Here is a 13,601-nt window from a genome sequence, read left to right as displayed (position 1 = left end):
TAAAATGAAGAGTAAGCACAACTTGGGTAGTTATCGCTTTATGGGGTAACCAAGTCAGGTGATACTGCATACATATATAAGAAAAATGTAATGACTGGGAAAAGTAAGTGTAAATCTGCCTTCCAGAGAAGTAACGCCACCGGCTGAGAGCGGTACTAGGAAAGAGACGCCCAAAATGCACCCACGAACAAGTTGGCTGAATGTATAGTAGGTCAATTCGGTAGCAACCGTTATTGTGCATCTAAGAGGCATTTTGGTGCCTAAGCAGAGTGGAACCACGGACCACTGTCTCTGTACGAGATAGTGGTCTTTTTTTGTTGATATTTTATCCGATGACTAAACCGCTCTAAGACTCCCATCTCTTACAAGTGGGAGCCCTAGAGCGACTAAGTCCTAAGGATAAGTGCGACTAAGATTCAGATGGAGTTAAAACTCCATCTGAATCAAGTCTTCTTTATATTAAGAGGGGGGAACATCTTATGTTTGCACGGTTACAAAAGGATATTAGGGTGGTATTTGAACGTGATCCGGCTGCAAGAAGTGTGTGGGAGGTATTATTATGTTATCCTGGACTTCATGCGATTTGGTTGCATCGCATTGGGCATTATTTTTATAAGCGAGGGTGGGTTGTTTTTCCTCGTATGATCTCTAATATAGCGCGATTTATAACAGGGATCGAAATTCACCCTGGCGCTACTATTGGAGAAGGATTATTTATTGATCATGGTACGGGTATTGTTATTGGGGAAACGGCGGAAGTGGGGGATAATGTCACATTATACCAGGGAGTAACTTTGGGGGGGACGGGTAAAGAAAAAGGCAAACGCCATCCTACAATTGGGAATAATGTGGTAGTTGCCAGTGGTGCAAAAGTATTAGGATCCTTTACAGTGGGAGATAATTCTAAAATTGGTGCAGGTTCAGTTGTTTTAAAGACAGTACCTCCTAATTCCACCGTGGTAGGTATTCCAGGGCAAATTGTGTGGCATAATGGTAAAAAGATAAATGGTGTTGAGGTTATTGACTTAGAACATGATGATTTACCAGATCCAGTGCAGGAAATGCTGCAGTGTTTGCAACAGCATATGTTTAAAATGGAAGAACGAATCAATCTTTTAGAAGAGGAGCTAAGGAAAAATGGCATTAAAAGTATATAATACGATGACTAGGCAAAAAGAAGAGTTCATACCTCATGAGGCGGGCAAAGTTAAGATGTACGTCTGTGGGGTAACGCCTTATAATCATCCGCATATTGGGAATGCCAGACCTTTTATTACTTGGGATGTAATTAAACGCTATCTTGAGCACTGTAGATACGAAGTCTTTCATGTGCAAAACTTTACAGATGTTGATGATAAAATTATTAAAGCCGCCAATAACGAAGGTGTGACTTGGGATGTGATTGCTAACCGTTATATTGCCTCATATTTTGAAGTAATGGATAAATTAAACATTCGTCGGGCTGATATATATCCAACGGTATCCGATCATATGACAGAAATTATTAACATTGTTGAAGGTTTAGTCGCAAAAGGCTATGCTTATATTGTTGACGGTGACGTATTTTACAGTGTGGAAAAATTTAATGACTATGGGAAATTGAGCGGTCGAGACATTGAAGATATGAAAGCTGGCGCCAGAGTGGATGTAGATGAGCGTAAACACCATCCTATGGACTTTGCCTTATGGAAAAGTGCTAAGCCTGGTGAGCCAGCCTGGGAGAGCCCTTGGGGAAAGGGGCGACCAGGTTGGCACATTGAATGTACGGCAATGTCTCTAAAATATTTGGGAAATAGTTTTGATTTTCATGGCGGTGGGAGTGATTTGATTTTTCCTCACCATGAGAATGAAATCGCCCAGTCGGAAGCCTTTGTGGAAGAAGGTCAGCCTTTCGTCCGCTATTGGCTTCATAATGGCTTTATTACCGTAAATGAAGAAAAGATGAGTAAGTCGTTAGGAAATTTCTTTTTAGTAAAAGATATTTTAGAGCATTACTCTCCGGAAGTATTACGCTTTTTTGTTCTGTCTACACATTATCGCAGCCCTCTTGATTTTAGTGATGAGCGTTTATCAGAAGCGCAGCGTAGTTTAGAGAGATTACGTACTGCTGTGGAAAATGTGCTGCAATTGGAAAAACTGCCAGATGCTGCAAATGAAAATAAAGCTGATGAATTGGTAAAAGTGGCAAAGCAGGCAGAAGAAGACTTCTGTAAAGCTATGGATGATGATTTTAATACGGCGTTAGCCATTAGTGTAATGTTTGGCTTAGCCAAGGAAATTAATGTATATTATAATGGTGTGATTGCTGGAAAAGTACAGCACACTACTGAAGGCTATATTGCTCTTCGCCAAACTTATTTTATGATGGCGAATATCATAGGAATATTTGTGCAGGAACAGACCGGTAAGGTGGATGACAGTCAAGAGCTGGTAGAGCAATTAATGGATATTATCATTGAGATTCGGCAACATGCTAGACAGAATAAGGATTGGACGGTAGCCGATAAAGTTCGTGATAGCCTAGGGGCAGTGGGAATTATTTTAGAAGATTCTCCTCAAGGCGTTAGGTGGAAAAAACGATGAAATTTGATCAGTTCCAATTTTTGCTGAATAATGTCTTTCAAGAAAACGAGGGGGAAGGACCTCCCCCTATAAAATATAAAAATGTACCTGTGGAGCGTTTACACCCTTTGGTCCTTGCTTATGTGGGTGATGCATATTTTACGCTCTATGTGCGTACAACATTGCTGGCTTACGAGCAAAATAAAGTACGGGTGTTACATACCCTCGACTCTAAAATCGTATCAGCCACCATGCAGGCGGTAGCGTATCAGTCCTTGGAAAATCAGCTAACTGAGCAGGAAATGAGCATTGTCAAACGAGGACGGAACGCGAAATCAACAGTTCCCAAAAGTGCTACTGTTGCCGAATATCGTAATAGTACAGGTTTTGAGGCGTTGTTAGGTTATTTATATTTAGGAAAAAATTACGAGCGTTTGTCAGAACTTGTGGAAAAAGCATTTGCTGTTATTTCCCGGGAAATGACAAAGGCTGCCAAGAATAGTGAGGAAAAGAAATGAAAGTAAAATTGATATCTCATACTCCTGAGCCAGAACGAATGGTGGCAATGTCTGCAAGACTTTGCTATTCACCAGTTGGGGCAGAGGAATTAGTGGAAAATATGTCGAATACCCAGGTGGAGAAATTGGTAAGTAAGATTGTCGAAATGGAACATCTATCCACATTAGAACATGTAAGTTTTACCTTTGCAATTGAAGGCGTATCCCGGGTGCTAACTCACCAGCTGGTTCGTCATCGTATAGCCTCTTATTCGCAGCAATCTCAGCGTTATGTTAGTGAACATGATTTTGAATATATTATGCCTCCTGCTATAGCAGCTAATGAACTTGCTAAAGCAAAGTTTGAAAAATTGATGGGGACGATTCAAAGTACATATAATGAATTGGTAGAATTAGGGGTTCACAAGGAAGATGCAAGATATTGTCTAGCTAATGCTGCGGAAACTAAAATTGTAGTAACGATGAATGCTAGAACCTTGTTGCATTTTTTTGAATTGCGCTGTTGCGCACGAGCACAATGGGAAATTAGAAGTTTAGCAGAACTTATGCTCAAGGAAGTAAAAAAAATTGCTCCCCTTCTTTTTAAGAAAGCAGGACCAACTTGTATAACCAGCAATTACTGTGGTGAAGGTGAGCTAACTTGTGGTCGCTTAGCAGCTATGCAAGGGAGTGCTAAAAAATAGTTTAAAAAATGAAATGAACCACAAAGACACAATACCGCTGTCGCGGTACACAAAGGAAGTAACAGATCTACCCCTTTGTGTTCTTTTTGCGTCTTTGTGGTTCATTTTGTATCTATTCTTGACGATTGCCATGTGGATAGAGTATGTAAGCAGGATTTTTTGCTCCCATGGTGTAATTTAGTTATGAGAAAATGATCGGTACACATACCTAGCAGCAAAAAAGGGAAAAATAGATGTCGTTAAATGATAAATGGAAGGGGATATATAATGGCTGAATCAGAAGAGTTTATTATGGGGCGTAATAGTGTGATGGAGGCCTTAAAAAGTGGTCGTCCGATCAATAAAATATTCGTAGCAAAAGGAGAAAGACAAGGGTCGATTCGTGAAGTGATTGCCTTGGCTCGTGAGAGACGGCTTATCATACAAGAGGTAGAAATGAGCAAGTTAGATGGGATGACAGACGGACAAAAGCATCAGGGAATCGTAGCTAGCATACCACCAGTAGCCTATGCTGAACTGGATGATATTTTAGCCAAAGCGACAGCACCAGACCAAACGCCTTTTCTTGTACTATTGGATGAATTAGAAGATCCTCATAATGTTGGAGCTATTTTACGTACATCTGATGCCGCAGGCGTACATGGTGTATTGATGCCAAAAAGGCGCAGCTGTCCTTTATCAAGTACTGTGGCTAAAACCTCGGCTGGTGCAGTAGAATATGTACCAGTAGCCAGAATTGGCAATGTTTCGCAAACCTTGGAAGAATTAAAAAAAGCAGGAATGTGGATCGTCGGGGCAGATATGGATGGGGAAAAAAATTACTATGAAGCAGACTTGACAGGACCCATTGTTGTCGTTGTAGGCAATGAGGGCAAGGGGATGGGACGTTTGACCAAAGAACATTGTGATTTTGTAGTCCGAATTCCCATGCGTGGTAAAATAAGTTCTTTGAACGCCTCTGTTGCCTGTTCCTTACTTTTATATGAGGTTGTCAGACAGCGGGAGATGAAAAATAAGTGAAGAAAACGTGGTTAGGAATGACCGCGCTGGGGATTTTGGTCATAGTTCTTATCCTTTTTTCTTGGTATCCTAAGGTATATAAAGGTGTAATACTAGAAGGCGTGGATATTGGTGGATATAGTCGGGAAGAGGTAGTTCAATTATTGTCATCATGGCAAACTCAGTATCATAAGAAATCAATTGTAGTGCAGTATGGTGATATAAAATCAAATGTAGATGCTGACAATATTGACTTGGGCATTGATGCGGATGCTACATTGGATCAAGTTTGGAATTATGGACGGCGTGGTTCTTGGTGGGAAAGAGTACAAAATATTAAGAATGGCTGGGAAAAGGGCTATCCTATCCTTCTAACCATCAAGTATAATGAAGTCAAGCTAGAAAGTCTAATCCAGCAATGGAAAGATGCGATTGATCGTCCGCCTCGTAATGCGGTTATTAATTTGTGGACCGGGACAATTGTTCCTCATGAACTAGGATATGCTTTGGATCGTGATGCTTTGCGTCCACTGATTCTAGATGCATTCAAAACATCGAATCGCGCTGAGATAATCTTGCCAGTGAAAGTAATCCAGCCGAAAGTAACTATGGAAGATATTACAAATGCAGGCATGAAGGAAATCTTGAGCAGTTATACGACAACTTTTAATAGTGGAGACGCCAACCGTACAGACAATATCAAATTAGCTGCTTTGAACACCAATGGAACCATCGTATATCCTGGAAAGATTTTTTCTTTTAACGAAATAGTAGGACCACGAGAAAAAGAGTATGGATTCAAAGAAGCTTTAGAAATTGTAGATGGTGAATTTGTTCCAGGCATTGGCGGAGGAATATGTCAAGTTTCTTCTACGCTGTATAATGCTGTTCTTTTAGCAAATTTAAAAATTGTTGAAAGATCCAATCATTCGAAGCCTCTTAGCTATGTACCCTTAGGTCGGGATGCTACAGTTGCATATGGTGCACTGGATTTTCAGTTTATGAATAATACTAAAGAGCCCTTATTGATTCTGGCAGAGGTAGAGGATAATAAATTGGTAGTTGGAATTTTGGGGCCGCATCCTTTAGTGGAAAAGGTAGAAATTCAGCATGAGAGTCAGAAAACGATTCCGCCAATAATTGTCAAGAAAGAGGATGATAATTTATATTTGGGGGAAACACTGGTAGAGCAAGAAGGAAGACCGGGTTATGCATTAACAACTCTCAGAGTCGTATGGTCAAAGGGACGGCAGATTTCCAAAGAAGTATTGTCAAAAGATGTATATCTGGGAGAGGATACGATAGTCAAAGTAGGTAAGAAGATGCCTCCTACGGTTGACAAGACTGATAAGAAGCAAACTAGTGTCTTGCCAAAGTTGTGAATTAGAATTAGACAGTGTAGATTTTTTTGCAATGCAAGGCGAAGGAGTCCGCGCATATCGGGAATATGTAAGGCGACGACAACGCAGCAGTGCGGAAAAAGATACGCTGGATAAACTAAGATTTAACTTTGGTAAGATACTGTGCCATATGGACTAGTAAATACATTTAGAATGCAGTTTAGGCAGAGGCTATGGGAGATTTTTATGAAAAACATTCTATTGGTTGATGGGTATAATGTAATTCATGCTTGGCCGGAATTGAGTGCTCGCAAAGATAATTTGGAAGACGCTCGGGATAAATTAATTGATATGATGGCCAGTTATGGTGCCTTTCAAGATTTGGCTGTTACGATTATTTTTGATGCAAATGCAGTAAGCGGCGCTGCAGTATTTGAGAATCTTGTTGGACAAGTATCCGTCATCTATACGCAAGAGGGCGAAACTGCCGATAGTCATATCGAAAGAATGGCATATGATATGGTGCGGCAGCGAAAGCTGGTGTATGTGGTTACCTCTGATTGGGTGGAACAAATGGTTATATTAGGAGCTGGAGCATATCGCATTTCTGCCAGGGAACTTTTACAAGATGTGAAGAAAGTGAATAAGCTAATCAAAGATGGTTTTAGTGAGTCACAGCTTACCTACAGACGGCATGAATTAGAGAGTCGCTTAAATAGTGATGTGGTTCAACGTTTACATGAACTACGTAAACGGGTGTAGTTAGACAAGTTAAGCTTGACGAAATAGAGAGCTGTGAGGTATAATTTGCTTTGAAGTGGCATGTACACATAACTTAGAGCACTAATCCTTTAGTGCATTTTCTTTTTGTGAATGTGTGGCAATTTGAAAGTGGGGGCGATGCGATGCGTTTTAATACTCAATGCGATTTGTATGGCTCATTTGAAAATATGAGTGACGAAGAAATTGTGCTTGATGCAAAAGAAAGTGATAATACAATCGCACTCGACTACTTGATTAACAAGTATCGCAATTTCGTTCGGGCGAAAGCTAGGTCATATTTTTTGATTGGCGCTGACCGCGAAGATATTATTCAAGAAGGAATGATTGGATTATATAAGGCTATTCGTGATTTTCGTACTGATAAGCTTTCTTCTTTTCGCGCTTTTGCTGAACTCTGTGTGACGCGCCAGATCATTACGGCAATTAAAACAGCTACCAGACAAAAGCATATACCTTTGAATTCATATGTATCTTTAAATAAACCGATTTACGATGAAGATTCAGATAGAACGTTGTTAGATGTATTATCAGGTTCTAAAATATCCGATCCTGAGGAATTGGTCATTAGTAGAGAAGAATTTATTGATATTGAAGAAAAAATGGGAGAGATCTTAAGCGATCTTGAGTGGAAAGTACTCATGGCTTATCTTGATGGAAAATCCTATCAGGAAATAGCTGTAGAATTGGATCGTCATGTCAAGTCAATTGATAATGCTCTTCAACGCGTAAAACGTAAATTGGAGAGATACTTGGATAACCGTGGAGATGACAGTGATATTCAAGATATGTACAAGGGTCTTGCGGGATTTGGCAAAGAAACCCAAGGATTGAGTGGTTATGGTGATAAAAAAAATGATTGAAATCTATAAGAAAAACGTAGCCTAAAGCTTGTTTTTCTATTTTTATGGAATACACAAGCTTGTTTCATTCTGCACATAAAAATGAAATATTCTTTGTGACCTGATAGATTTGGCCTAGGCCAAATCTTTTTTTATGTGCAAAAAAAATTATATCGTGAACCGCAAAGGTCGCGATTAAAATTGTTTTACTTTTTGAAAAGGAATTTTATTACAGATGTAGAAAACTAAAAAGTGAGAAAATTAAGAAAAATATACCCAATGAATTTTGTAGAGATAGGAGGAATCCTATGAATGCATGAATAGGATGAATACTTTACTTAATCTAGACATAAAGTTCTAAAGGTAAAAATAATAATTACGAATTTATGGAGGGACAGTACAGTATGTTAGAAACAAAAAAAACGATAGCAATTTTGTGTGGTGGTGGTCCGGCACCTGGCATGAATAGTGTAATTAGTGCAGTCACCATTGAAGCCATAAAAAATGGATGGAATGTGATGGGAATCTATGAAGGTTACACTCATTTGTGTAATGGGGAGAAACATGTAGTGCCCTTAACCATAGACATGGTTAGCCGGATACATCTTGATGGCGGCAGCATATTAGGAACAGCCAGAGCCAATCCGACTAAGAGTGAAGCCCATTTGCGAAATGTAGTAAATACATTAATTGAAATGGGTGTTACCCATTTAGTAACGATTGGGGGGGATGATACTGCATATTCAGCTTGTAAGGTAGCGGAATATGCCAGGAGGGTGCTGGAGATTGATCTTCTGGTAGTGCATGTACCTAAAACGATTGACAATGATTTACCGCTGCCAGAGGGGATTCCTACTTTTGGTTTTGAAACAGCCCGGGCGTTAGGGAGTCAGCTGGTTACGAATTTAATGGAAGATGCTAAAACTACAAATCGCTGGTATTTTGCCATAGCCATGGGTCGCACAGCCGGACATCTATCCTTAGGCATCGGGAAGAGTTCAGGTGCTACACTGACGATTATTCCAGAAGAATTTGGGGATAAAACCATTCGATTGCAGATGCTGGTTGATATTTTAGTTGGTTCCATTATTAAACGACTGGCAGGGAAACGCAATTATGGCGTGGCTGTTATTGCTGAAGGATTAGTGGAGAAAATAGCAGTGGAAGATCTAAAGGAGCTGGATTGTACATGTTTTGATGAACATGGACATATTCGCTATACAGAGTTGAATTTCCCTGAGCTGCTAAAACAGGCAGTTGTGAAAAATCTTGCCGATTTAGGGCTGAAAATGACCATTGTTGGTAAAGAAATCGGTTATGAATTGCGTTGTGCTTCTCCTAATGCATTTGATATCGAATATACGCGCGATTTGGGGTTTGCTGCCTTTGAATTCTTAAAGAATAATGGGACAGATGCTCTTATTACCATTCAAAATAATAAAATTGTACCGATTCCTTTTGAGGGAATACTGGATATGAGAACAAAGAAAACTCAGGTTCGTATGGTAAATGTACAATCTGTTCAATACCGAATTGCTCGAGAATATATGATTCGCTTGGAAAAGGATGATTTATACTCTCAAGCAGATTTGAAAAAAATGGCATTGACAATTAATGTAGATCCTGATGATTTTGTGAAGCGATTTGCATATTTGTTAGATTAATTGTATAGAATGGAGATAAGCAGGGGAAGGGATTTATAAGTCCCTTTCCTTTTTGTGCTTGATAGTAGAATTTATAAGCTTAAGGGAACGTTGAACACAGAGGACACAGAGTTCGCAGAGAGCACAGAGGTATTTAACCCTATTTATCTTTTCTCAGTGCTCTCAGTGCCTCTGTGGTTCGATTCGTTTTATATGTTTTAGAAGGATGCTTAGCGTTTTTCTTGTGCTTTTAGAAACCTTTTTTAACAAAAAGGGTGTGTTTTGCATTAATTTTGCGATATAATAAAATTTATGGTTATTTTAATAAATAAGGATGTGGTGGAATGAATGAAAATTTAATTGCTGTGATAATTGGTATTGTGGAAGGTGTGACAGAGTATCTGCCCGTTTCTTCTACTGGACATATGATTTTAGCAGGAAGTCTGTTGGGGTTTGAAGGAGAAAAGGCTAGTGTTTTTGAAGTATTTATTCAGTTAGGTGCTATTTTATCGGTACTTTTCTTATATCAAGAGAAATTTTCTCGGATGTTAAAACCGCAACAGTTAAATATTTATGGCAATGGATTGTCCATTAAACATGTTTTGGCTGGTGTTATTCCAGTTATGGGCATTGCATACTTATTACATAAGCCAATTAAAGAATATCTGTTTTCGCCTTTCACGGTTATTATTGGTTTAGTTGTAGGAGGCATCTTTATGTTAGTTGCTGAGAAAGTAGCAAAGCGCCCTGTAACTACGGATGTTGATAAAATAACATTGCAGCAAGCTTTCTTTGTAGGGTTGTTTCAAGTGCTAGCTCTATGGCCTGGTTTTTCTCGTTCAGGTTCTACTATTTCTGGAGGACTTCTTCTGGGGTTAAGCCGTAGTGCTGCTGCTGAATTTTCCTTTATTATCGCTGTTCCTCTTATGGCAGTAGCCTGTATATATGATTTATTAAAAGTTTGGGATACGTTGAGCATAGCTGATGTACAAATGTTTTCCATTGGATTTGCAGTTGCTTTTGTTGTAGCCTACATATCAATCATTTGGTTTATTAAATTTCTAAATAAGTCTACCTTGGCTTCTTTTGCCTACTATCGCTTTATAATAGCTGCCATATCCTATTATTATTTTTTCTTGTAAAGCGGCAATGGTGACAATTGGATTGCCTCTCTACAAGAAAAAACATTGACAGGAGAATGAAAATGTAATATATTATTTAAGCAGCAGTTGACAGGTGGAAAAAACATAGGAAAACACTATTTACAAAAGATAAAAAGTGTGATATAATTTAATCTTGTCAAAGGAAATGCTGGAATAGCTCAACTGGTAGAGCACCTCACTTGTAATGAGGATGTTGCGGGTTCAAGTCCTGTTTCCAGCTCCATTTTATTTAACTTCATTTAAGATAGGGTGTTGATAGATGTTCAGATGCAAGGCGCGACGAGGGGCACGAGTGAAGGCGTACTGAAGTACGTTGAACGAGTGAACAGAGGAGCAACGAAGTAGATGGGCGTTTAGCGACAACCGATACCTTAAAAATGGATGGGTTCCCGAGTGGCTAAAGGGAGCAGACTGTAAATCTGCCGGCTCCGCCTTCGCTGGTTCGAATCCAGCTCCATCCACCACTATTATCATTAGTGTCTGTTGTATTGAATATCGCGGGATGGAGCAGTTGGTAGCTCGTCGGGCTCATAACCCGAAGGTCACAGGTTCGAGTCCTGTTCCCGCAACCAAGTTTCAATTTAGGAAATTATGTTTATATCGCGGGGTGGAGCAGTTGGTAGCTCGTCGGGCTCATAACCCGAAGGTCACAGGTTCGAGTCCTGTCCCCGCAACCAATGTTTATTACTGCTTTAGATCGAAAGATGTAAAGCAGATTTATATGCTGGTGTAGCTCAGTCGGTAGAGCGTATCCTTGGTAAGGATAAGGCCACCGGTTCAATCCCGGTCACTAGCTCCATTTGCTCAAATTGTAGCATTTCTAACATGGCGGTGTAGCTCAGCTGGCTAGAGCATGCGGTTCATACCCGCAGGGTCCGGGGTTCAAATCCCTGCGCCGCCACCAAAACAAAAAAAGATATTGACATAACACATTGATTGTTGTATAATAATAAATGTCGCTAAGGGAAACCGCGTGACGTAGAAGATGCTGGAATAGCTCAACTGGTAGAGCACCTCACTTGTAATGAGGATGTTGCGGGTTCAAGTCCTGTTTCCAGCTCCATTTTATTTTTACATGGATGGGTTCCCGAGTGGCTAAAGGGAGCAGACTGTAAATCTGCCGGCTCCGCCTTCGCTGGTTCGAATCCAGCCCCATCCACCATTTAAACTTAATATTAAGATTATAAGTAATGTATTTTACTGATTATCGCGGGGTGGAGCAGTTGGTAGCTCGTCGGGCTCATAACCCGAAGGTCACAGGTTCGAGTCCTGTCCCCGCAACCAATGTTTATTACTGCTTTAGATTGAAAGATGTAAGGCAGATCTATATGCTGGTGTAGCTCAGTCGGTAGAGCGTATCCTTGGTAAGGATAAGGCCACCGGTTCAATCCCGGTCACTAGCTCCATTCATGTTGCTAGTCTAATATTAGATATGCAGGAATGGAAGAGTGACTATAAAAATATGGCGGTGTAGCTCAGCTGGCTAGAGCATGCGGTTCATACCCGCAGGGTCCGGGGTTCAAATCCCTGCGCCGCCACCAAGAAAAGTATTAAACTTCGCTTTATAGCGAAGTTTTTTTGTTATTCAGCAGGAATTTTCATAAAATAATAGAATATTGTAGCTTGGTAAAATAAATGATGAAGTAAGGTTTCTTAAACAAGAGAATTTGTTTGCACTACATAGAAGACGCAGACAAAAGACGAAGTGGTTTTTGTTTAGAATTAAGACAGGTCCTATTTCATAGTTCTGTAATAAAATTAAGGGGGAAATACAATGGCAAAGAAAAAGTTTGAGAGAAATAAACCACATATTAACATTGGGACAATTGGTCACGTGGATCATGGTAAGACTTCCTTAACAGCTGCAATTACCATGACTCTTTCGAAACATGGTGGCGGAGAATTCATGGCATATGACATGATCGATAAAGCTCCAGAAGAAAGAGAACGTGGTATTACGATTAATACAGCTCACGTAGAGTATGAGACTGAAAAACGTCACTATGCTCACGTTGACTGCCCAGGCCATGCTGATTATGTAAAAAACATGATCACTGGTGCTGCACAAATGGATGGAGCGATCCTAGTAGTAAGTGCTGCTGATGGTCCTATGCCACAAACTCGCGAACACATTCTATTGTCTCGTCAAGTAGGCGTACCTTCCATGGTAGTGTTCTTGAACAAAGCTGACTTGGTTGATGATGATGAATTAATCGAATTGGTTGAAATGGAAGTTCGTGAACTTCTTTCCAGCTATGAATTCCCTGGTGATGATATTCCTGTAGTGTGTGGTTCCGCTGTACAAGCGCTTAACTGCGGTTGCGCAAGTCGCGAATGCAAATGGTGCGGAAAAATATTTGATCTGATGGATAAAGTAGATGAGTACATTCCAACTCCAGTACGTGCAACAGACAAACCTTTCTTAATGCCTGTTGAAGACGTATTCACCATTACTGGTCGTGGTACAGTTGCTACTGGCCGTGTAGAACGTGGTGAAATCAAAGTTGGCGACAACATTGAAATCGTTGGTATGACTGAAAAACCTAGAACTGTAGTAGTAACCGGGGTAGAAATGTTCCGTAAACTTTTGGATTCTGCAGTAGCAGGAGACAACATTGGTGCACTTCTTCGTGGTGTTGAACGTAAAGATATCGAGCGCGGTCAAGTATTGGCTAAACCTGGTTCTATCATCCAACACACGAAGTACAAAGCAGAAGTATATGTACTGTCTAAAGAAGAAGGCGGTCGTCATACTCCGTTCTTTACCAACTATCGTCCACAATTCTACTTCCGTACGACAGACGTTACTGGTGTAGTAAATCTGCCAGAAGGTGTAGAAATGGTTATGCCTGGTGACAACATTCAAATGTCGATTGAGCTTATCACTCCAATTGCACTTGAAGAAGGTCTACGTTTCGCGATTCGTGAAGGTGGTCGTACTGTTGGCGCTGGCGTAGTTACTGCTATCGAAGCATAATATAAAATCAAAAAAAAGAAAGCTTGGACTCGTTCCAGGCTTTTTTAATATTATGAACCACAAAGACGCAAAGGACACAAAGTGGATTTATTTA

Annotated in this window: 11 protein-coding genes, 11 tRNA genes and 1 other annotated feature; all 22 genes read left to right on the top strand. The window is 40.1% G+C overall.

Features of this window, described 5'->3' with window-relative positions:
- The first annotated feature begins 81 nt into the window (after positions 1-81).
- Positions 82-296: a binding site (T-box leader), on the top strand.
- A 183-nt stretch (positions 297-479) separates the two neighbouring features.
- The 22 genes from cysE to tuf all read left to right on the top strand — a co-directional run bounded on the left by cysE (position 480) and on the right by tuf (position 13,507).
- Positions 480-1,157 carry a serine O-acetyltransferase gene (gene cysE, locus JBW_RS19345; protein ID WP_007957340.1) on the top strand — a complete coding sequence of 226 codons (678 nt, stop codon included), beginning with the start codon at positions 480-482 and terminating at the stop codon, positions 1,155-1,157.
- Positions 1,138-2,583, top strand: a complete 1,446-nt coding sequence (cysS, locus tag JBW_RS19340) for a cysteine--tRNA ligase (RefSeq protein WP_007957338.1) — start codon at positions 1,138-1,140, stop codon at positions 2,581-2,583. The genes cysE and cysS overlap by 20 nt, the downstream gene beginning before the upstream one ends.
- Positions 2,580-3,080, top strand: a complete 501-nt coding sequence (locus JBW_RS19335; RefSeq protein WP_007957336.1) for a Mini-ribonuclease 3 — start codon at positions 2,580-2,582, stop codon at positions 3,078-3,080. The genes cysS and JBW_RS19335 overlap by 4 nt, the downstream gene beginning before the upstream one ends.
- Positions 3,077-3,763, top strand: a complete 687-nt coding sequence (thyX, locus tag JBW_RS19330; RefSeq protein WP_007957334.1) for an FAD-dependent thymidylate synthase — start codon at positions 3,077-3,079, stop codon at positions 3,761-3,763. Before JBW_RS19335 ends, thyX begins: the two co-directional genes overlap by 4 nt.
- A gap of 267 nt (positions 3,764-4,030) precedes the next feature.
- Positions 4,031-4,783, top strand: a complete 753-nt coding sequence (gene rlmB / locus JBW_RS19325; RefSeq protein WP_007957325.1) for a 23S rRNA (guanosine(2251)-2'-O)-methyltransferase RlmB — start codon at positions 4,031-4,033, stop codon at positions 4,781-4,783.
- Entirely contained in the window at positions 4,780-6,144 is a 1,365-nt protein-coding gene (locus JBW_RS19320) for a VanW family protein (RefSeq protein ID WP_007957324.1), read from the top strand. The genes rlmB and JBW_RS19320 overlap by 4 nt, the downstream gene beginning before the upstream one ends.
- Before the next feature lie 204 nt (positions 6,145-6,348).
- On the top strand, positions 6,349-6,864 hold the full coding sequence (locus JBW_RS19315; protein WP_007957319.1) for an NYN domain-containing protein: 516 nt from the start codon (positions 6,349-6,351) through the stop codon (positions 6,862-6,864).
- Between the two features lie 143 nt (positions 6,865-7,007).
- Positions 7,008-7,745, top strand: coding sequence for an RNA polymerase sporulation sigma factor SigH (gene sigH / locus JBW_RS19310; protein WP_007957318.1), 738 nt, complete (start codon positions 7,008-7,010; stop codon positions 7,743-7,745).
- A gap of 383 nt (positions 7,746-8,128) precedes the next feature.
- Positions 8,129-9,388 carry a diphosphate--fructose-6-phosphate 1-phosphotransferase gene (gene pfp / locus JBW_RS19305; RefSeq protein ID WP_007957316.1) on the top strand — a complete coding sequence of 420 codons (1,260 nt, stop codon included), beginning with the start codon at positions 8,129-8,131 and terminating at the stop codon, positions 9,386-9,388.
- A gap of 323 nt (positions 9,389-9,711) precedes the next feature.
- On the top strand, positions 9,712-10,509 hold the full coding sequence (locus JBW_RS19300; protein WP_007957315.1) for an undecaprenyl-diphosphate phosphatase: 798 nt from the start codon (positions 9,712-9,714) through the stop codon (positions 10,507-10,509).
- 168 nt (positions 10,510-10,677) lie between these two features.
- Positions 10,678-10,753, top strand: a tRNA-Thr gene (locus JBW_RS19295).
- Positions 10,754-10,909: 156 nt separating this feature from the next.
- Positions 10,910-10,994: transfer RNA gene (locus tag JBW_RS19290), tRNA-Tyr, on the top strand.
- Between the two features lie 32 nt (positions 10,995-11,026).
- Positions 11,027-11,102: transfer RNA gene (locus tag JBW_RS19285), tRNA-Met, on the top strand.
- Positions 11,103-11,131: 29 nt separating this feature from the next.
- A tRNA-Met gene (locus JBW_RS19280) sits at positions 11,132-11,207 on the top strand.
- Between the two features lie 46 nt (positions 11,208-11,253).
- Positions 11,254-11,329: transfer RNA gene (locus JBW_RS19275), tRNA-Thr, on the top strand.
- A 28-nt stretch (positions 11,330-11,357) separates the two neighbouring features.
- Positions 11,358-11,434: transfer RNA gene (locus tag JBW_RS19270), tRNA-Met, on the top strand.
- Between the two features lie 83 nt (positions 11,435-11,517).
- Positions 11,518-11,593: transfer RNA gene (locus JBW_RS19265), tRNA-Thr, on the top strand.
- A 14-nt stretch (positions 11,594-11,607) separates the two neighbouring features.
- A tRNA-Tyr gene (locus JBW_RS19260) sits at positions 11,608-11,692 on the top strand.
- Between the two features lie 46 nt (positions 11,693-11,738).
- Positions 11,739-11,814: transfer RNA gene (locus tag JBW_RS19255), tRNA-Met, on the top strand.
- 46 nt (positions 11,815-11,860) lie between these two features.
- Positions 11,861-11,936, top strand: a tRNA-Thr gene (locus tag JBW_RS19250).
- Between the two features lie 58 nt (positions 11,937-11,994).
- A tRNA-Met gene (locus JBW_RS19245) sits at positions 11,995-12,071 on the top strand.
- Between the two features lie 233 nt (positions 12,072-12,304).
- Positions 12,305-13,507: an elongation factor Tu gene (tuf, locus tag JBW_RS19240; RefSeq protein ID WP_045820633.1), complete on the top strand. Its 1,203-nt coding sequence runs from the start codon at positions 12,305-12,307 to the stop codon at positions 13,505-13,507.
- The last annotated feature ends 94 nt before the right edge of the window (positions 13,508-13,601 follow it).

It is taken from the genome of Pelosinus fermentans JBW45, from assembly GCF_000271665.2.
Lineage (GTDB): Bacteria > Bacillota > Negativicutes > DSM-13327 > DSM-13327 > Pelosinus > Pelosinus baikalensis.
This window is presented reverse-complemented; position numbering and strand designations above follow the sequence as displayed.